This window comes from Acinetobacter sp. HZNU-JH01 (assembly GCF_037996845.1).
Taxonomy (GTDB): Bacteria; Pseudomonadota; Gammaproteobacteria; order Pseudomonadales; family Moraxellaceae; genus Acinetobacter; species Acinetobacter haemolyticus.
The window spans coordinates 2,633,441-2,653,123 of record NZ_JBBMZX010000001.1 but is presented as its reverse complement, the minus strand read 5'-3'; the positions used below and the strand labels follow the sequence as shown (position 1 = coordinate 2,653,123).

Below are 19,683 nucleotides of genomic sequence, written 5' to 3'. Positions count from 1 at the left end.
AACACACCCAACTTATTCCAAATATCAGGTGTCAAAAAAGTCGTGACCAATTTATTTAAATCAACCCACAAAACCACTCGGCAAAACCACATTCAACTCAGCAAACTTATAGTCTTGAATATTTCGAGTAACAATCATCGTACAGCCAAAACTGAGTGCGGCAAAATGCTGAATCGCATCTTCAAAATCTGTAAATTTAGAATCTAAAGCTTTGCTAATACCCACATGATCCACAGGAATAATGACTAAAAATTTTAGAAGCTGTTTTATAAATATACGAGCTTTTTCATCACCACCCAACTTACGCAAAATATAATAAATATTGGCAACACTGTTGGAAGAAATACAACCTGTAAAAGTCCCATTCTCACATGAAGCCAAAACCTGTTGGCTTGCTTCTACAAATGGCTGACGGGCTAGAGCAACATCCAAAATTACATCAGAATCAATAAAAATACGCTCACTCATAGATGCTTTTCCAGACGTGCATCTGCGAGTAATTCTTTATAATCCTGTCCTTTATCTTGTGCTGCAAACATTCCTGTTAAATGTTCCGTAATCGGTGTTCTAAGTTCATTTTCTTTATTTGCTTGCACAGAAATGCGATCTAAATAAGCCTCAACCAAACTCGAAACACTTTGCTGATGTTGCTGCGCATAGTGCTTTGCTCGTTCAATTACATTTTTATCAATAGACAATGTTAACTTCGCTTGCATATGTTCACTCCTATACGTATTGCTTATTTAAGTATACGTATTGCTTGGTTTTTAGCAAATCATTTTCATGAATAAAGAAAAGTGAATTGATCACCCCCCTCTTAACACACCCAACTTATTCCAGATATCAGGCGTTAAAAAAGTCGTCACTAATTTATTTAAATCAATATAACGTAACGTTCCTTGCAACTGCTGTCTGACCGCTGGGTCTTTGACAATATCCTCACCCGCACGCTGACCTAACTGCTGAAAAGCCTCTCCAACTGCTTGAATCCCCTCAGCCTGAATCACTGCCTTAGTCTGAGCCGAACATTGCTCGACAATCACACGCTGTAAAACTTGTGCCAATTTCTGATCTAACTGATTCTTATGTTCAGGTGTAACGCTACTAAAACCCTTTAAATCAGGATGTGCCGCTAAAGCACTATAGGTCCATTGCAATACCGTGGTTTTATCCGCTGCAGTAGTCGCTTTCACCAAACAATCACTGAGTTGATCGACTGTTGGACCTGCTATTGCCACTTGCGTTGTACCCAAAACAGCCGCAGCCATCAACACAGAACGACTTAAACGAGAAAATTTACCTAGAAGAGAAATATAAACACGAGACATAAGCACAAGTTCCAAAAAGCAATCAGCTTCTTTGTACCATAGCCATAGTATGCTCATCAGTGTGACTGTGTAACGGTAGGTATCATTTCACAACAGCTTCGATCAAATCTAACTCCCATACCCCACCAGCGGCTAACCCCTTACACATACCCGTCCACATATCTTTGGTTTGAACAAACTTCTGACCATCCCAAACCCATTCCGAACTCGACCAGCAATCCCCAATCCCTCGACCTTTTTGTGCACTGCTAATCACACCCTCATTGAAATATGATGCAGCTTCAGTCACAAACGTCGCTTTACCCTTTAAGGATTCATCCAATACCCATGCACCATAACCCTCGTTATAGGCTGCACGCCAACACAGACTGATTGCCAATACTTTTTTATTACTCAATTTATAAAGTGCGATCGGCTGAGGTTTTGCACCACCACTGGTATAGTCATATACACCGTCACAAAAATGCTCATCTCTCGCCGAAAATGATGCCGTCATTAATTGTGAGTAAAGCGACTGAAATTGCTTATTTTTAGGTTGCAGAACTAGGTAAGGCTTTGCAGCGGTTTTAACATGTTTCACTACGATTTTGGGACGAGCTGCCAACACCTTTGACTCATCTACTTTGCCTTTTTTAACTAGTGCGCCGACCGTGCCAACACGCTTCTGAAAGTCATCCATTTTTAATAATGTAGCCGTCATTCCTGCATCAGAAATTCGCCATTGGAAAGCTGAGTTTTTAAATACAATCTCATTTTTCTGTTTAGACTGTTGTAATAAGGCATTCACTTGTTGGGTAGATAATTTCCCCATCAAAGGTGCTTCCTTCGCATTAACACCGACTGGCCCTAAGTCTTTTCCATTTACATAAAAATGAATATTTCGGAGTCGATTGGCTGAAATAGGACTTTCATCATAAAATGACAATGCATATTCGGCATTTACAGCTTGCTTCGCCCCTGCATGGCGCGTTAATAAAATCGATGCAGGGTTTTCACTTCCATCTAAAGCTTGATAACCTGCCGCGCGACATGTCCCAGTATTACTACAATAGATTTCCCAATCTTGATGTGAGAATGAAATCCCTTTCATCTCCTGCGCAACTGCAAAAGAACTGATTGCGAACATACAACATACGGAAAATATATTTTTCATTATGGTATTTCTCTAAGGTGTAAGGTTATTTTTAAAAATTAACTATAGTTTAAATCTCTTGGCATATTGCGTCATATTTTTTTCATTAACCAACTACCTCATTTTAAGTAGATCAACAAAATGCTCTATGCGTACACTCTTTTGCTTAGCTCGGTATATCGCATATATGGGGGCAATACTGGGTTGATCCGCAGCAAGCGGACGATACACAATCTGCTTATTCCAAAAACCTTGAATCGATGCTGGAACAATCGAAAGCCCAATCCCTGCTGCAATCAAATTCAGACTTGAGGTTAAACGTGGTGCTTCCTGCACGATATTTGGGCTAAAACCAGCTTGATAACAGTTTGCCAAAATATTATCAAACAAATCTTGCCCACCTAAACGGCGATATAACACAAATTCATAAGCCTCTAAATCAGACAACCGAATTGTCCCCTGTTCCTCTGCCAAAGGATGATTACTCGGCAAAGCCACGATGAGTGGTTCATCGAGCACATAAAAACTATGCAAATCAGCATGAATAGGGGCAGGTTTACGTAAAAAGGCGATATCTAATTTTTCGTTGATCACAGCATCTACCAAAGAGCTACTGCTGTCTTCTTCTAAATGAATCGCCACAGCAGAAAATCGCTCCCGATACTGGCGCAATAGTGCAGGTAAAAAAGGATGTAGTCCTACAGAATGAGTAAATCCAATATTGATCTGCCCCTCCTTTCCTTGTGCAATATTGCGTACTCTTTGGGGGATAGAATCAGCATGATCCAAAATCGTGATTGCTTCTTGATATAAGGCTTTACCTGCTTCAGTTACCTCCACACCGCGAGGTAGACGTTTAAGCAATACCGTATCTAAATCTTTCTCTAAACTTTTGATAAGTCGCGTCAATGGCGGTTGCTGAATATGCAAGCGAACAGCGGCCTTGGAAATATTACTTTCCTCCACCACAGCAATAAATGCCTTGAGTTTATGAATATCAATCATACATACCTTTAGAGTATAGATAAGGAAAAATAAAGCATTTGTAAATATACCACTATTCCACCATCCTATCATGAGTCAGATTGATGAGGATAATCCCTAATGAAAGCTCAAGTCATCTCCGTAGCGGACCTAACACAATCAAGTACCCCAGATTGTAAAGCGCTATTTATGGGATTTATGAAACTGGGCTTAATGGGATTTGGTGGAGTCTTACCACTGGCGCAAAGAGTGATCGTCGAAGAGCAAAAATGGATTGACCTGAACAAATTTACCGACCTACTTGGGATCTGTCAGATCTTACCCGGCGGCAATATCATTAACATGGCCGTTGCGATTGGAATGGAGTTTCAAGGCGTTAAAGGGGCGATCAGTGCATTATTAGGTCTGATTTCTGCTCCAACAGCGATTGTCTTGCTGATTTATCAAACTTACGTGCATTTCCAGCATTTATCGAGCGTCAAGCATTTAATCCAAGGTTTAGCCGCTGCCGCTGCAGGTTTGCTTTTTGCAACAGGTTTACGCATGCTGCAGCCCATTTTAAAAAGTTATCTCACCCTGATCACGATTGCGCTGACCGCAGTTTTTATGCTTTGGATCAAACTGCCATTAATCCTCACCCTGATCCTTTTAGTGGTAATGAATATGTTGATCTTAGGAGTGAAAAAATCATGATATTGCTTACGCTTGCAATGGTATTTACTCAGCTTTCTATCGTCGCGTTTGGTGGAGGAAATGCGATCTTGCCAGAAATGCAGCATCAAGTTGTCACTGTACATCAATGGATGACAGCCGAACAATTTAGCTCCTTATTTGCGATGGCGCAGGCAGCCCCCGGTCCCAATATGATGATTGTCCCTTTGGTGGGTTGGCATGTTGCAGGACCAGCAGGACTACTTGCGACCTCGATTGCCAAGTTTGGTCCATCTTCTGTCCTAACCATCTATGCACTGAAGTTTTGGCAACGTTTTAAAGATCATCATCTGAGAACACGCTTTGAACAAGCACTAAGACCAATTACAGTCGGTTTGGTGTTGGTCAGCGCATGGCTGATTGCTGATGCATCTGTACAAAATATCTTGCTCGTTTTGATTGTTATTTTGACCGCAGTTCTAGGGTTATTTAAGAAGATACATCCTTTATGGGTCATGATATTGGGTGCAGGATTAGGTGTTTGCTTCCTATAAATTCTCATAAAAAAGACCTGTATTTCATCAATACAGGTCTTTTTTAACTGAAATAGTTTACTTATCCAAAATTGACTCAAATGCTTTAAGACGTTTATGAATCGATAACAGTTCGATGATCGTTTTCCATGAAGTTATTAAATACTGGAATGAATCACGCACACGATTAAACACACCTAAAATTTGTTGTAATAACCCTAAAGTTAATTTACCAGCTGCAATTGCAGGAAATAACACCACAAAATTATACAAAATATCAAGCTGACCATACCAAGTCGCAGTCATATTAAAATAAGCATAATGGAAATAAAGTCGGAAGTAGTTTTTGCGAACCTGACCAAACAACTCTTTTAAGGTTAAAGGTTCAGCACGATCAGCATGGTCTTCGCCATACACCAACTCTTTACGATAAGCAGCTTCAACTTTTTGATTATTAAATTGTAGACCAGGTAATTTAACCCCAACAACAACCAATAACACTGTTCCAAATATAGACCAAGTGACCGCAGCCCAAACTAAAGAGTGTTCAATCTCACCAACAATAGGAATGACTGGTACATGCTTAGACAATTGAAATAGCAGTGGTAAAAATGCGATCAGTGTCATCACAGCTTTCACCAACTCTACACCTAAATCCTCAACAATCGAAGCAAAACGCATCGTATCCTCTTGAACACGTTGTGAAGCCCCTTCAACATGCCGTAACTTATCCCAATGCTCTACATAGTATTCATTCATTGCAGTACGCCAACGGAACACATAATGGCTAGTGAAGAAAATATTTAAGATTGCTAACGTCACATAAACCATTGCAATATATAAGAAAACAAGTGTTTCATGATATAGGTCAGCTACATCACCGCCACCATTAGTCAACATTTTTTGGATAAGATCCCAAAAAGGAACATACCAAGCATTTATAGCAACACTTACTTGTACGCCAAACCAAATATTAAAGAGAATAAATGCTGAACCCCAAATGGACCAACGCTGCCATTTATTGTCGGAGAAAAATCTCCAAAAACCTGCAAATAAAGCTGTAGCAACAAAAAACCAGATATAGAACCAAAGTGATGAAGGTTCCCAAAAACGGCTTACTCCAACAGGTAATGGCACCTCAGCATATCCTTTAGGAAATCCTAGATATTCCCCCCATGTATTTCCTCCTAAAAACCAAAGCGAAGTATTGATGGTAATCCAAACAAGTACTGAAATAAAAAAATAACGTGGATTTGGGAAAAAAGATTTAAACATCGTACTGAACTATCCTTGTGGTGCTGCAATAGACGGATGGTTGTATGCTATAACCTCAAACTTAAATCAGTCTGATGGATTGCTAATGTAGTTATTTACCTGTTTTTTCATTATTTTCATAGCGTTTTATCAGGCATTTTTTTATTGTTTTGATCATTTTCAGAAAATCTTTCGATCTTGTTTTAACCCCCATCATCCTTGATTAAGGTAATAGCGCATTCACGCGTTCTTTTGAATAACGCTTGGTTTGAATTGCCAACTGAATATCTGCAAGTTTACTTTGCGCAGCATCAACGCCAGCTTGCATGGTGATTTCACGTCCTTTCACATCAAAAATATGAACTTTCTCACGTAGGTCTGGTTGAATCACAATATCCGCGTATTTAAGTTCTTCTTCTGCTAATCGCCCCTGCATGATATTGATATTTTGGTTAAATAGCCCCCAAACATTGGTCGTTTCTGTATGGACGGGTTGCGCCAAAATATCCACCGCAATGACAATATCCGCCCCCAAATCTCGTGCAACTTGAACAGGTACAGGACTTACCAAACCGCCATCAACATATTCGTTGTGACCAATTTTGATCGGAACAAACATACTTGGAATCGAAGCCGAAGCACGTACTGCCTGCCCAGTGTTGCCATAATTAAAGACAGTTTTAGTTCCTTCTTTCAGTTCAGTTGCGACCACATACATCGGGATCTTAAGGCGCTGTAATGGTGTATTTTGGACTTGCTCATTGACATAATCCTCAACTTTTTTCCCATCGAAGAAACCTTTTAAACTGACACTCACATCACGTACATCATTGGCTTTTAATTTGAGTGCAATCTCACGTAACTCAGCAGCACTTTTTCCACTGGCATAGATTGAACCTACAATACTTCCAGCACTGGTTCCTACGATTAAATCAGGACGAATGCCATGTTGCTCTAACACCTCAATCACACCAATATGTGCATAACCTCGCGCACCGCCACTGCCTAAAACCAATGCGACGACAGGGCGTTTTTGTTGTTTAATTTGAGCAAAGGGTTGTTCTACAACACGCGTTTGAGCGTCTTCCACAACTGGAGATATATGTGCAGTTGTTTGACAACCAACCAAGGTTATCATCGGTATAACAAACATCCATAATCCAAGCTGTTTCATACGCAATCTGGGCCATTTCCACGCAATTTTCGAGCAAATTTTAACGACTCAATTGTGAAAATACTGTAGCAATTTTTTGTATTTTGACAGCAAAACGGCGTAAAAAAGCTCCTCGAAAGGAGCTTTACGACTTAGAACATTACCAAATATCCGAATCAACTTTTTTCTTCAATTCTGGATATTGATCCAACTTAAACTCAGGTTCTTTAACACCCTTTTTAAGCTGAGAGAGGTAATCTCTTAATAAAATCAATAAGATTGGCGTGAGCAATAAAATTGCAATCAAGTTAATGGTTGCCATTAATCCCATAGATAAATCGGCCATTGACCAAACTAATGGAACGCTGGTGATTGCACCAAAGTACACCATGACCAACACCAATACTCGGAAAATGAACATGATTGTTGGATTGTTATTGATAAATTGTACGTTACTTTCTGCGTAAGCATAGTTACCAATAATCGAACTAAACGCAAATAAGAACAACAGTACCGCTAGAAAACCACCGCCCCAACTTCCGATCTGACTCTCTAAGGCTTTTTGAGTTAAGGTCACACCTTCAAACCCAGCCTCATGATACAAACCTGAAACCATGATAATAATAGCTGTACACGAACAAACCACGAACGTATCAACAAATACCCCCAGCATTTGTACCAAGCCTTGATTTACAGGATGTTTAACATCTGATGCTGCTGCGGCATTTGGCGCAGACCCCATACCTGCTTCATTTGAGAACAAACCACGTTTGATTCCCATCATCATTGCCATAGAAATCATTGCACCAAAGAAACCGCCTGCTGCCGCTTCAAATTCAAATGCTTTGGTGAAAATCAATTTGAAAATTTCAGGCAACATTGGGAAATTAATCATCGCAATGTATAACGCAACTAAAATATAAAGTAGCGCCATAAAAGGAACAATTTTTTCAGCAACTTTAGCAATACGTTTGATACCACCAAAGATGACCAATGCTGTCATAATAACCAGCACGATTCCAAGCCATGAAACTTCTAAATCGAGTCCACCTAATCCCATAATGAGATTTGCTTTATCCCAACCCCAAGCGTGTGAAGTTGCGCCGATAATTGCATTTGCTTGCACCGCATTGAAAACAAAACCATAAGCAAGAATGAGTGAAAGCGCGAACACCACGCCAAGCCATTTTTGTTTTAAACCTTGGGTAATATAGTAAGCAGGTCCACCGCGGAATTGTTTATTTTGATGATCACGGACTTTAAATAACTGGGCTAATGATGATTCAACAAATGCCGAACTCATCCCTAGAAATGCAGTCAGCCACATCCAAAATACGGCTCCAGGCCCACCAATCGCAATCGCGATCGCAACCCCTGCAACATTCCCTACCCCAACACGACTAGCCAAACCTGTCACAAAGGCTTGGAAAGGGGTAATACCGTGATCATCCTTCCCTTCTTTGCGACTCCCTTTCATCACACGAATACTGTGTAAAAAGAGGCGTAACTGTACTGCACCTGTGATCAAGGTATAAAACAAACCAACTGCAACGAGTAAAATAACCAAGAAATTCCACAGCGGATCATTCAAGTATTGTACCCACGACATGAGTGTGGCATTTAATTGTTCATTCATCACTTATTCGCTTTTGCATATGCTATGTAAATCTCAACATAGACGATTAACAATGGATGAATCAAAAAAGCCCCATTTGGGGCTTTTGATCCGACTTAGGCAAAGAATTTCAAGATAATTTGAATCACAGTTGCGTTAATTAAATCGACAAAGAAAGCACCACATAATGGAACAATTAAGAATGCTTTATGTGATGGTCCATACATATTGGTAATGGCTTGCATGTTTGCAACCGCAGTTGGTGTCGCCCCCATACCAAAACCACAATGACCCGCAGCCAATACCGCAGCATCATAGTTTTTACCCATGATCCGGAAGGTAATAAATGCTGCATACAATGCCATCACTAAAGTTTGCGCCGTTAGAATGATCACCAATGGACCAGCCAAGTCAGCCAATTGCCACAACTTGAGAGATAACAATGCCATTGCTAAGTATAAAGAAAGTGATGCATTACCAAATACATCAATTGCGCGATCAAAAATATCGACCTTCAACACACTTTCTAAAATATTACGTAGGATAACACCGCCGCCTAAGGCCCAAACGAAGGTTGGTAATTCAAACCATGTGCCTTTGCTGTATCCCGTCATAAACTCTGCAAATGCAAGACAAGCAGCAAACATACCTAACGTGGTAATCGCATTGTCAGCAGTAATCAAACGGACTTGATGTGGATTTTCAAAAGGTGCTAAATCTTCTGGATGTGGATCTGGATGAGTATCACGATCTTCGATCTGTGCAGGCGTTTTTGCGCGCGCTAAACTATGACGGTTAATTAGCAACTTCGCCAAAGGACCACCGATAATACCACCGATAATCAAACCAAAAGTTGCACTCGCCATACCCAATGCCAATGCACCTTGGATACCGTATTGGGTTTCAAAAATCTCACCCCACGCACCCGCCGTACCATGACCACCTGTTAAGGTTACAGAGCCTGCGATTAGACCAATCAGAGGATCAACCCCCAATAAGGTTGCCAAACTCATGCCTACCGCATTTTGTACAACAATATAAGCTGCGACACAGCCAAGGAAGAGTACTAAGCCTATACCACCTTCCTTTAGCTTCATAAAATTGGCACTCAAACCAATCGAAGCAAAGAAGATCAACATAAAGCTTGTTTGTAACTGACTACTAAAGGTAATACTGTATCCCAAGAATGAATGGACCAGTAATGACAGTATTGCTGCAACCAAACCACCAGCGACTGGCTCAGGAATATTATAACGCTTTAAGAAATCAATTTTGTTGACGAGCAAACGTCCTAATAACAAAACGATAACCGCTGAGATTAAGGTATAAAAACCATTAAAAGTAAATTCCATATCTTCTTCCGTTTATTTCATTTGTTCTTAGACGTTTTTTCCATCTTATAAACAATGAAATAGTAACTCTCAAAATGAGTGAAAACTCAATCCACTTAATAAAACAATACAGTTCTTTGTAAGAATGTCGCTTCGATCAAGTTGATTCATTTTCACGGATGATTACACCTACAGGATAGGCTAGAAGTTATAGCGTGCCATTGCTCCTACACGGCTATCCTTACCTTTTTGTCCATCAAAGGTTTTACGTTCACCATAGATATACTCCAGACCAAACGTAATAGGTGTGACAGGTGAATACATGACGTTCCACCAGCCTTGTTGCAAAGTCTTATTTTGGGTTCCATCTGTTACAGCCTGTTTAGCAAAGTCATTGCTATCATCTGCAAACATTGCGCCATAAGCTAAGGTACTACGCAATTTAGGCGTAATTTGATAGCTTGTACCGACAGTCAATGCATCAAACTCATTCAGATTTAAACCCATATTATTTGGATTCACATTAAAAGCATTGTTGGTATAGAGTAAAAATTTACTGTCACCTTTGACATGCGAATAGTCAACCATCGCTTGCAATGCATCTGTGAGTTTATATTTTGCACCGACTGCAACACCCCAACCTAAATCTGAATCATTGCGACTGATTTGCATGTTGTCTTTGTTAAAAGCAACTTTACTGCGTGCTTCTGTCAATAAAGCACGTACAGACGTCGTGCCTTTACCTTCTGCAAAATCATATTTCAGTTTAGAGCTTAGGGCTGGTAGTCGATTATCATCATTGCCTTTTTCCAAAGCAATGGCATAACTTATATCTGGATTTAATTTATTACTGTAACGCACCATTGGCGTACGATAAGTACCAATTCCTAATGGCGAGTTAAAATCAAGCATTTCTGGCTGTAAATCAGTTGCCAAAAATGTCGATGTGGTTTGACCAAATAGCCATTCATTCATGGTTAAGTAAGCATGACGAATACGGATCGTGTCATTATTGCTACCACCACGGAAATCAACTTCTAACTTTCCACCCACTTCTGTGCCTTCAACTGGCGATTTAAAATCGAGGCCCAGTCGCGTTACAGTCGCTGTGCTATAGAAACGATCACTATTTTTTTCAGCGCCTTCCAAATCTACTTTATTGATGCGGTTAAAAATCCCATCACCACCCTTTGCTTGATAAGATGCGTCACCACGCAAAAAACCATAGAGTTTAACTTGCGCACCTGAAGCAGTTTGTATCGCGAGTGGAGATTTTTTTGCAGGCTCTGTATTTACAACTTTAATATTTTGATTATGTGTTGTAACAGATGCAGGTTGTGCAACAACTTGAGAGGCAACATTTTCTTGTTTTGGTTGTGAAACATATTGTTCTAGTAAAGCCCTTAATTCACTCACTTCTGCACGAAGTTGTTGAATTTGCTCTTGCTCACTCGTCGCGTGAGCAGTGTTCATCATAAGAGTAGCAACAATAATTGCTAAACTTTGCATTACGAACGGCTTGCGGATGAGAGTTAAACTCATAAGAAGCTCCTTTATCCAGTGTATATTTCCACGTTTTCCCAAAGCATAAAACTCGAAAATTAAAATGCTTTGTACAGAAAATCTCCCCCACCCTAATCAGTAAGGAAAGTCTAATCGGTTTTTTAAAAAGGGCGTATTATGCATAAATTTAGGATATTGTGTGTACTTTTTTATTCGAAGAGCCACGGCACTTTTTAGAATACCTATAAAATATTTTATTTTTTCATCGTGTTATAAATAAAATTCTTTTTCATGCAAATATAACATAGTTCAAAAAACGCACTAGAACAATCAAGTCATTTGCAGTAATGCCTATTTTTCACCCAACATATAAACCATGTTCAAAAAATCATCCGCAAATCTCATGTATTGCTTTATAGTCACCTCACATGAGAAAGATTCGAAAATAAAGAGGCATTTTTTATGAACATGGAACAAGTCCGTTACGTGGATGAGGCAATCCGATCTCGTCATTCTGTACGTGCATTTTTAGACCGCCCTGTTGAGCAACAAATCATCAAAGATATTCTAGATGTTGCCTGTCGTGCCCCTTCAGGTACAAATACTCAACCTTGGAAGGTTTATGTCATCACAGGAAAAAAACGTACGGAAATGATTGACCGTGTTTGTACCGCCCAAGTTGAATCATTCCAAAATCCTGCGCTTGCATCACAATACAAAGAAACCTTCGCTTATTATCCTGAAACATGGATTTCACCTTTTATTGATCGCCGCCGAGAAAATGGTTGGGGGCTCTATGGTTTATTAGGTATCCAAAAAGGTGAGAAAGAAAAGATGGCGGCACAGCAGTTGCGTAACTTTCAATTGTTCGATGCGCCTGTTGGTCTTTATTTTACTGTGAATAAAATAATGGGCATTGGTGCCAAAATGGATATCTCCATGATGATTCAAAATGTCATGGTCGCAGCTAAAGCTCGTGGCTTGGATACTTGCCCACAAGCCGCATGGAACCATTTTCATCCAATCGTTTTAGATGTTTTGGGTGCCCCAGACGATGAAGAGCTGGTTTGTGCTATCGCACTCGGTTATGCCGACCCCGAACATATTGTGAATACCTTCATTACGCCTCGTGAGCCAGTTGAAAATTTCACTGTGTTTCTTGATGAATGATTAAAGTCTAGGACAATCCCAGTTAGAGGCTATAGAAATCTATAGCCTTCTAAACTGAAGCTCGCTGTTGTCGCCCAACTTTAAAGATCATCAATAATCCAAGACTGGTAAACATCAGCATCATCAGCCCCATATTGAGTGATGCCTTCCAAACTAAAAAGTTCAGTATCACCCCACCCAACAACCCACATGCAAACTGCATGCTCCCCATGATCGCACTCGCCGTACCTGCACGAGCACCTTGTTCAGACATTGCCAATGCCATTGCATTCGGACCTGTCAAACCAATACCAGAAACAACCAAAAATAAGCCTGACATTAAAAACCACAATGGCGCATTGACCATCAATCCTGCGCTCACCACGCAAACTGCTCCAAAGCACTGGATTGAACCGCCAAGGACTAAACGAGGAAATACCCCCATTCGCGTATTCAAATGCTTATTTAATGAAGACATCAACATAATACCCGCAGCATTAAAGGCAAAAGCATAAGAAAAATGTTGCTGTGACAAACCATACTGTCCCATGAAAACTGCGGAAGCAGAACTGATATAACAAAATAGTGCTGCGCCAGTCAGACACCCAGCCAGCATCGGAAGTCTAAAGCTTTGATCCTTAAAAATGGCAGCGTATAGAGTGGTTACTTGATAAGTCGATAATTTTAAACGGCGTTCTACAGGCAGTGATTCTTTAAAGAAAAAGTGTACACATAAGCCACAAATCACCCCAATCATTGCTAAACAAACAAAAATAGACTGCCAAGGAAAGAAAATTAAAATCCATGCCCCAAAAATCGGTGCCAAAATCGGTGCTAATCCCATCACAATCATCATGCTCGAAAAAGCTTGTGCTGAACCTTGTACATCTAATCGATCTCGAATCGCAGCCCTAGCAATCACGACGCCAACACAGCCCCCCAACGCCTGAAAGATACGAGCAATGATCAGCGCCCATTCATTCGTAACTAAAACACAGGCTAAACTGGCAATCACGTAGAGCGTCAACCCAAAATATAAGGGTGTTTTTCGACCTATACGATCACTGACCGGTCCATAAAAAAGCTGCCCGATGGCAAGCCCTAAAAAGTAAGCTGGTAGAGTATTGGCCACCATTTGGGTACTTACCCCAAATTCATCTGCCATCTGAGGTAAGGCAGGCAGATACATATCAATAGATAAAGGTCCCAAGGCCGTTAACAAAGCAAGCAACATAATCCATGTTGTTGAATATTGACGTTGATTGGTTTGCTCTACCTGCATAATGCTCTACTATTCAAGTTTATTCATGTGCAAGCTTAACACTCTCACGTGAATTTGTGCATAATAATACTGTCTGTTAATCATTGATAAACATTCAGCGCACGCAGAATAATTTGATTGCAAAATACAAGAAGGATCAACCTTGAATTCTGGGTTAAAACGCTTAAAACAAGCGACCTATAACACCACGTTTATGTATAACGTACGGATGTTAATTGCTTTTACAGGAACAGCTTTCGTTCCTTATTTGCTCGACTACCAACTTGCAACCATTCCACTTACGCTGGGTGTCGTAGCAGCAGCAATCAGTGACATTGACGATCGCTTTTCAGTTCGTCTAATGAACCTGATTTATACATATATTGGTTTCTTTATTACCGCGGCGTCAGTTCAGCTACTCTTCCCCTATCCAATTGCGTTTGCAGTTGGCTTAATTGCTTCGTGCATCGGATGGATTCTATTAGGTTCACTTGGGCGTCGCTATGCAACGATTGCCTATGGCTGTCTGGTGATCTCTGTCTATACCATGTTGGGTGTACATCTATTTGAAGAATGGTATCTGCAACCTGCACTTTTAGTCGTTGGTGCTGCCTGGTATGGTTTGCTCTCCACCATTAGCTTTTTATTGTTCCCTGTTCGCCAACTACAAGATCAACTTGCTGCGTCCTATAATGCTTTAGGCGGTTTTCTCTATGCTAAATCAAACTTATTTGATGTAGATATGACGCCATCCAGTTATCAACAAAGCATGATTGATTTGTCCATGGAGAACAGCAAACTCATTGGACTTTTCAACAACCTGCGTGTGGCTTTATTAACCCGACTCAAAGGTGATAGAGGACAAAAAGATACCCGAAGAAGTCTCCAGTATTATTTTGTTGCACAAGACATTCATGAGCGCGCAGATTCAGCACATATTGACTATCAAAAGCTGACCAAAGTCTTCCAACACAGTGATATTTTATTCCGCTTTCAACGAATTCTCTCGATTCAAGGTAAGGCTTGTCAGGATTTAGCTCAATCTATCTTAAGTCGTACTCGCTACACGCATAACAAACGCTTTAAACATAGCTTTGAAAATTTAAGATTGTCCTTAGAAAAGCTTCGTAAAGATGGATTATATGATCAAGTTCGGATCAATGCCTTGTTTGCACTGTATCAAAATCTTAAATCGATTGATGCACAATTACAAAACTTAGAAACCGAACGAAATCTCGTTTTAGATAACGCACAACAGCCTGAGCATCAACTCAAAGATGATGATCTCAAAGGAATGAAGGATATCGTTGTTCGAATCAAACAGAATCTTACGCCTGAGTCTGTTTTATTTCGCCATGCTGTCCGCTTATCAATTGTGCTTTTTATTGGCTATCTCTTTATCCAAATGACCAATATTGCTTATGGCTATTGGATTTTATTGACAGCACTGTTTGTTTGCCAACCTAACTTTAATGCGACTAAACGTCGATTGTATTTACGAATTATTGGTACTTTGGTTGGGATCATCGTCGGTCTTGCCATTATCTATTTTATTCCTTCACTCGAAGGTCAACTGGTGATGCTGGTGTTGAGCGGCATTTTGTTCTTTGAATTACGAAGTAAACAATATGCTCAAGCCACTGCATTTATTACCATCCTTGCTTTAATTAATTTCAACTTGGATGGTTCCGCATTTGCCGCAGGATTTCCTCGTTTTATTGACACAATTATCGGTTGTGCATTGGCATGGTTTGGTGTCAGTTTTATCTGGCCAGATTGGAAATTCCGTAGACTTCCACGTTCAATTCAACGTGCTCTACAAGCCCAGTGCCAATACTTAGCTGAAGTCGTCACTCAATATCATCAAGGGCGCAACAATGCCCTCAATTATCGTGTAGTTCGACGTGCAGCACACAATACCGATGCCGAAGTTGCTTCTTTAATTTCGACTCTGGCAACAGAACCGAATATTGACAGTACTCAAAAAGCCCAAGCTTTTGAATTCTTATGTCTGAGCCATACTTTTTTGAGTTATATCGCTGCACTCGGCGCACATCGTGAGCAAATACAAGACCAAGAAGTTCTTGACCTATTAGATCAAGCGCTGGATGATATTCAAGGTGCATTACTCAGAGATGAAGTCCCAGACCTTTCCGCACAAAATATGCTACAAACCATCAGGCAGCGCTTAACCCAAAAAGAAAGTAATGAAAACGACCAAAAGTCATTGATTATTTTACAGCAGCTGTCACTTATGCTCAGTATTTTGACTCGTTTGAGTATGCTCAAACAAAGCTTAGGACATGAACCAAGTGAGGATGGCACTGAGTTTGCGTCACTTTAACCTTGAACTATCCTTTGGATTTCATAGTACTTGATACATTGGTAGAATATCTTTGATTATGAGGGTTTATATCGTGTCAACACCCTCTATTAATGCTAAACTTAATTCAGTTCTAGACTCATTTTTTAAACTATGACCGCCAAAACTCTATACGCTTATACGCTACAACCTGTTCCTTATGAAGTTTCTGAAGTTGAACAACGTCAAGCTCAACTTATGATTTGGCGCAGCAGCAACAAATTTAGCCGCAAAGCTTGGATCATTATGATCTCTCTTGTTGTGCTTTCTTTAGTCGCAGCAGGACTTATCAAATATTACTCGACTTACTCGACTGTGATTTGCTGGGTAGTCATCATTGGGGTTGCTTTTTACTACCTCACCAAAAAGTTTGGTCTTGAATGGTATGTAAAACGTAAAATGAAAGAATTCCCAGTACAAGAAATTAAAGGGATTCGCTTAGGCGTACAACCGCATGGTCTTGTAATGCGTCAAAAAGTAGGTTTACAAGATGGTACAGCAACCATTAGCTGGAAAGATATCTATGAATGGTATGCTTCACCTGACTTTATTTTGGTTAACTTCAAAGTAAAAACACCAAAAGGTGATGAGCAACAAGGTGCTTATATTTTACCTAAACGAATGGATTCAAAGAACTTCTCTTTCAAAACCATTCGCAGACATTTAACTGAAACTGTGGGTGCGCCAAAGTCTATCTAAATCCCCCTCTTATTTAAAAGCCTCTCATCATTAATAGATTGAGAGGCTTTTTTATAGCCACAAAAAACAAATGATAATCAAAATCAATATTACCTACAAAATCCACATTATGTACGTATTCTTGCGTTATAATTTTTTACATGAATTCCATGATCTTTTCATTTTTCAACCATGTTTAAAAAAGTTTTCTTCCAAATCCATTGGTTTTTAGGCATTACTGCGGGCTTAATTCTTTCGTTAATGGGAATCACAGGTGCAATTTACTCCTACGATCAACAAATCCTGAAGTGGATCAACCAAGAAAGCTATGTCGTTGAAGTCGTCAATACACCTAAGCTTACCCCAGCCCAACTTTATCAGCACTTTAACCAGCAACAACCTGAAATCGAAATCAATAGTATTACCATCGCTGCCAACCCTGCTGCATCCTCTACTGTTAATATTAAAAAAGAAGGTGCACGTCGCGGCTATAACATGATGGTCAATCCATATACCGCAGAAATATTACCCGAAGTAAAAGGGCGAGAATTTTTCCAATTCATTCAACGCTTGCATCGAAATCTCACTGCGGGTGAATATGGAGCTCAGATCACTGGTGCATCAACATTGATGCTGATTTTTTTTGTACTCAGTGGACTTTACTTACGCTTTCCCAAAAAACATAGCTTGAAACAATGGCTTTTCATTAAACCCAAATTAAGAGGTCGTAACTTTATTTGGGACTTGCATGCAGTCGTTGGTACGTGGGTAGTTGCTTTCTATCTTCTATTTGCCTGTACAGGTCTATATTGGTCATATGATTGGTGGCGTGCAGGTATGTTCAAAGTCATGGGTGTAGAGCAACCACAACGTCATCAACAAAATCATGACCAAAACAAAAAAGAACAACCCGACTTATCAAATCAACAAGTGAATACAATTTTGACCCAAGCTTGGACTGGAGTGAATGCCAATATTGGTCGTGAATATTCGAGTTTGACCCTCAATATTCCTAAGCTCGCTGATCAAAAAATTGAGTTAACCTTTATTGATCCAACTCCACAGCACGAGCGTGCACGCAATCAAGCAATCTATAATTATCAAAGTCATCAATTTGAAAAACTAGATCTTTATGAAGATAAAAAGCTTAATGAAAAAATCATGAGCAGTATGCTTCCTGTCCACCGAGGAAGCTTCTTTGGATCAACCTATCAATTTATTGCGATGCTTGCCTCACTGACAATGCCGTTATTTTTTGTGACAGGTTGGATGCTTTATCTTAAGAGACGAAAGCAGAAAAAACTCACTCAATCAGCACGCCAAACGTTAATTAACCAACAAATAGATCCAAATGCAACCCCATGGTTAATTAGCTATGCATCGCAAACTGGCGTGGCAGAACAACTGGCTTGGCGTACTGCTACCAGTTTACAAGAGGCACAACAACCAACAACGGTTAAACCAATCCAACAACTCACTGAACAGGATCTGCAACAGGCACAGCAGGTTTTATTCGTTGTGAGCACATACGGCACAGGTGAAGCCCCTGATCTTGCTACCAGTTTTAGTAAAAAACTCATGCAGCAATCGCTTGATCTTGCTCATCTAAAATATGCTGTATTAGCGCTTGGTTCAAAAGAATACCCTGACAGTTACTGTCGTTTTGGTTATGTTGTTGATGCATGGTTAAAACAGTGCAAAGCCCAAGCTTTGTTTGATCTTGTCGAAGTTGATAATGCCAATAACGAGGATATTCAACGGTGGAATCAGGCTTTGTCGGTTGTGACTCAGCATGAATTACATGCAATGAATATTGAAAAAGTCTTTGATCAATGGACTTTAACTGAACGTAAATTATTAAATCAGAACAGTTTGGGAAATGCAGCTTACAATATTGAGCTCAGAGCTCCTTATGACATAACATGGCATGCAGGTGATATCGCAGAAATCCAACCTGCAAATAGTTTGATTGAGATTCAAAACTTCTTGATTAAATATCAAATTCCAGCGCAGGTAGAGATTAAATCACTCAATCTTACGATTGAACAAGCACTATGGAATAAGAATTTACGTATTGAGATTGATCAAATCGACGATCTCGAAACTTTAGTTGCACAGTTACCGACTTTACCGACCCGTGAATATTCAATCGCCAGTATTCCTTCACAGCAATTACTACGACTTGTGGTACGTCAAAAGTACGATGCAAATGGCGAACTCGGATTAGGTTCGGGCTGGCTTACAGAGTTTGCTCAACTAAAACAAACCATTGCATTGCGTATTCGCACTAATGAATCATTTCATTTGATTGATGACAACCGCCCAATTATTTGTATTGGCAACGGTACAGGTATTGCAGGTTTGATGAGTCTATTACAGCAACGCAATCGACAAAACTATACCGCCAACTGGTTGATTTTTGGAGAGCGTCAGCATCAATGTGATTTCTTCTATGAAGAAACCATTCAAGCATGGCTAAACATGGGAAGTTTACAGCGTCTCGATCTGGCTTTTTCTAGAGATCAGGAGCAACGTCGATATGTTCAAGACGTATTACGCGAACATGCAGATGAGTTGAAAAACTGGATTGAGCAAGGGGCTGTCATTTATGTCTGTGGTAGCATTGAAGGCATGGCCACTGGTGTAGATCAGGCCCTAAACGATATTTTAGGTGAAGAAGCTGTTGATGAATTAAGACAAATCCAACGTTATCGACGGGATGTATATTAGTCCTATTTAAAAAGTAAAA

General features: G+C 40.0%; 17 protein-coding genes. 6 read left to right on the top strand and 11 right to left on the bottom strand.

The window, feature by feature from the left end; all coding sequences use genetic code 11:
- Nucleotides 1-60: 60 nt before the first annotated feature.
- From AAC851_RS12615 to AAC851_RS12595, 5 genes are all read right to left on the bottom strand, one after another.
- Nucleotides 61-468, bottom strand: a complete 408-nt coding sequence (locus tag AAC851_RS12615; RefSeq protein WP_075314945.1) for a PIN domain-containing protein — start codon at nt 466-468, stop codon at nt 61-63.
- On the bottom strand, nt 465-716 hold the full coding sequence (locus AAC851_RS12610) for a DUF6364 family protein (protein ID WP_075314943.1): 252 nt from the start codon (nt 714-716) through the stop codon (nt 465-467). The genes AAC851_RS12615 and AAC851_RS12610 overlap by 4 nt, the downstream gene beginning before the upstream one ends.
- 90 nt (nt 717-806) lie before the next feature.
- Nucleotides 807-1,328: a hypothetical protein gene (locus tag AAC851_RS12605; protein ID WP_340600920.1), complete on the bottom strand. Its 522-nt coding sequence runs from the start codon at nt 1,326-1,328 to the stop codon at nt 807-809.
- Nucleotides 1,329-1,410: 82 nt separating this feature from the next.
- Nucleotides 1,411-2,481, bottom strand: a complete 1,071-nt coding sequence (locus AAC851_RS12600; RefSeq protein ID WP_118901822.1) for a DUF1176 domain-containing protein — start codon at nt 2,479-2,481, stop codon at nt 1,411-1,413.
- 93 nt (nt 2,482-2,574) lie between these two features.
- Nucleotides 2,575-3,465 (bottom strand): LysR family transcriptional regulator, encoded by an 891-nt coding sequence (locus AAC851_RS12595; RefSeq protein ID WP_005083153.1) that lies wholly within the window; start codon nt 3,463-3,465, stop codon nt 2,575-2,577.
- 99 nt (nt 3,466-3,564) lie between these two features.
- Here AAC851_RS12595 and AAC851_RS12590 point away from each other — a divergent pair, with 99 nt between their 5' ends.
- Nucleotides 3,565-4,137, top strand: a complete 573-nt coding sequence (locus AAC851_RS12590) for a chromate transporter (protein ID WP_125502778.1) — start codon at nt 3,565-3,567, stop codon at nt 4,135-4,137.
- Nucleotides 4,134-4,649, top strand: a complete 516-nt coding sequence (locus AAC851_RS12585) for a chromate transporter (RefSeq protein ID WP_340600919.1) — start codon at nt 4,134-4,136, stop codon at nt 4,647-4,649. Before AAC851_RS12590 ends, AAC851_RS12585 begins: the two co-directional genes overlap by 4 nt.
- Nucleotides 4,650-4,706: 57 nt before the next feature.
- On the opposite strand, the gene sbmA is transcribed toward AAC851_RS12585, so the two are convergent.
- From sbmA to AAC851_RS12560, 5 genes are all read right to left on the bottom strand, one after another.
- Complete coding sequence (gene sbmA / locus AAC851_RS12580) at nt 4,707-5,903, bottom strand: peptide antibiotic transporter SbmA (protein ID WP_118901828.1); 1,197 nt, start codon at nt 5,901-5,903, stop codon at nt 4,707-4,709.
- A 202-nt stretch (nt 5,904-6,105) separates the two neighbouring features.
- Complete coding sequence (locus AAC851_RS12575) at nt 6,106-7,056, bottom strand: patatin-like phospholipase family protein (RefSeq protein ID WP_340600918.1); 951 nt, start codon at nt 7,054-7,056, stop codon at nt 6,106-6,108.
- A 139-nt stretch (nt 7,057-7,195) separates the two neighbouring features.
- Nucleotides 7,196-8,671 carry an alanine/glycine:cation symporter family protein gene (locus AAC851_RS12570; RefSeq protein WP_004640583.1) on the bottom strand — a complete coding sequence of 492 codons (1,476 nt, stop codon included), beginning with the start codon at nt 8,669-8,671 and terminating at the stop codon, nt 7,196-7,198.
- 95 nt (nt 8,672-8,766) lie between these two features.
- On the bottom strand, nt 8,767-10,002 hold the full coding sequence (gltS, locus tag AAC851_RS12565) for a sodium/glutamate symporter (RefSeq protein ID WP_325771772.1): 1,236 nt from the start codon (nt 10,000-10,002) through the stop codon (nt 8,767-8,769).
- A gap of 180 nt (nt 10,003-10,182) precedes the next feature.
- Nucleotides 10,183-11,523: a DcaP family trimeric outer membrane transporter gene (locus AAC851_RS12560; RefSeq protein WP_005089303.1), complete on the bottom strand. Its 1,341-nt coding sequence runs from the start codon at nt 11,521-11,523 to the stop codon at nt 10,183-10,185.
- Between the two features lie 423 nt (nt 11,524-11,946).
- Here AAC851_RS12560 and AAC851_RS12555 point away from each other — a divergent pair, with 423 nt between their 5' ends.
- On the top strand, nt 11,947-12,654 hold the full coding sequence (locus AAC851_RS12555) for a nitroreductase (RefSeq protein WP_005089300.1): 708 nt from the start codon (nt 11,947-11,949) through the stop codon (nt 12,652-12,654).
- 49 nt (nt 12,655-12,703) lie between these two features.
- Here the strand turns inward: AAC851_RS12555 and AAC851_RS12550 are convergent, their stop codons facing one another.
- Nucleotides 12,704-13,915: a multidrug effflux MFS transporter gene (locus AAC851_RS12550; protein WP_005083178.1), complete on the bottom strand. Its 1,212-nt coding sequence runs from the start codon at nt 13,913-13,915 to the stop codon at nt 12,704-12,706.
- A gap of 142 nt (nt 13,916-14,057) precedes the next feature.
- On the opposite strand from AAC851_RS12550, the gene yccS reads away from it, so the two are divergent.
- The 3 genes from yccS (at nt 14,058) to AAC851_RS12535 (ending at nt 19,664) form a co-directional block, all read left to right on the top strand.
- Nucleotides 14,058-16,238 carry a YccS family putative transporter gene (yccS, locus tag AAC851_RS12545; protein WP_005089299.1) on the top strand — a complete coding sequence of 727 codons (2,181 nt, stop codon included), beginning with the start codon at nt 14,058-14,060 and terminating at the stop codon, nt 16,236-16,238.
- A 132-nt stretch (nt 16,239-16,370) separates the two neighbouring features.
- Nucleotides 16,371-16,955 carry a YcxB family protein gene (locus AAC851_RS12540; protein ID WP_125502768.1) on the top strand — a complete coding sequence of 195 codons (585 nt, stop codon included), beginning with the start codon at nt 16,371-16,373 and terminating at the stop codon, nt 16,953-16,955.
- A gap of 171 nt (nt 16,956-17,126) precedes the next feature.
- The gene (locus AAC851_RS12535) at nt 17,127-19,664 is read left to right on the top strand and encodes a sulfite reductase flavoprotein subunit alpha (protein ID WP_340600917.1); all 2,538 of its coding nucleotides are present in this window, start codon (nt 17,127-17,129) and stop codon (nt 19,662-19,664) included.
- The last annotated feature ends 19 nt before the right edge of the window (nt 19,665-19,683 follow it).

What these genes read in the sequence shown, in the direction of transcription:
- AAC851_RS12560 (WP_005089303.1), bottom strand. Translation starts at nt 11,523, where the DNA reads ATGAGTTTAACTCTCATCCGCAAGCCGTTCGTAATGCAAAGTTTAGCA.
- AAC851_RS12535 (WP_340600917.1), top strand. Translation starts at nt 17,127, where the DNA reads ATGTTTAAAAAAGTTTTCTTCCAAATCCATTGGTTTTTAGGCATTACT.
- AAC851_RS12595 (WP_005083153.1), bottom strand. Translation starts at nt 3,465, where the DNA reads ATGATTGATATTCATAAACTCAAGGCATTTATTGCTGTGGTGGAGGAA.
- AAC851_RS12590 (WP_125502778.1), top strand. Translation starts at nt 3,565, where the DNA reads ATGAAAGCTCAAGTCATCTCCGTAGCGGACCTAACACAATCAAGTACC.
- AAC851_RS12605 (WP_340600920.1), bottom strand. Translation starts at nt 1,328, where the DNA reads ATGTCTCGTGTTTATATTTCTCTTCTAGGTAAATTTTCTCGTTTAAGT.
- AAC851_RS12585 (WP_340600919.1), top strand. Translation starts at nt 4,134, where the DNA reads ATGATATTGCTTACGCTTGCAATGGTATTTACTCAGCTTTCTATCGTC.
- AAC851_RS12615 (WP_075314945.1), bottom strand. Translation starts at nt 468, where the DNA reads ATGAGTGAGCGTATTTTTATTGATTCTGATGTAATTTTGGATGTTGCT.
- AAC851_RS12550 (WP_005083178.1), bottom strand. Translation starts at nt 13,915, where the DNA reads ATGCAGGTAGAGCAAACCAATCAACGTCAATATTCAACAACATGGATT.
- AAC851_RS12600 (WP_118901822.1), bottom strand. Translation starts at nt 2,481, where the DNA reads ATGAAAAATATATTTTCCGTATGTTGTATGTTCGCAATCAGTTCTTTT.
- sbmA (WP_118901828.1), bottom strand. Translation starts at nt 5,903, where the DNA reads ATGTTTAAATCTTTTTTCCCAAATCCACGTTATTTTTTTATTTCAGTA.
- AAC851_RS12555 (WP_005089300.1), top strand. Translation starts at nt 11,947, where the DNA reads ATGAACATGGAACAAGTCCGTTACGTGGATGAGGCAATCCGATCTCGT.
- AAC851_RS12570 (WP_004640583.1), bottom strand. Translation starts at nt 8,671, where the DNA reads ATGAATGAACAATTAAATGCCACACTCATGTCGTGGGTACAATACTTG.
- AAC851_RS12540 (WP_125502768.1), top strand. Translation starts at nt 16,371, where the DNA reads ATGACCGCCAAAACTCTATACGCTTATACGCTACAACCTGTTCCTTAT.
- AAC851_RS12610 (WP_075314943.1), bottom strand. Translation starts at nt 716, where the DNA reads ATGCAAGCGAAGTTAACATTGTCTATTGATAAAAATGTAATTGAACGA.
- gltS (WP_325771772.1), bottom strand. Translation starts at nt 10,002, where the DNA reads ATGGAATTTACTTTTAATGGTTTTTATACCTTAATCTCAGCGGTTATC.
- AAC851_RS12575 (WP_340600918.1), bottom strand. Translation starts at nt 7,056, where the DNA reads ATGAAACAGCTTGGATTATGGATGTTTGTTATACCGATGATAACCTTG.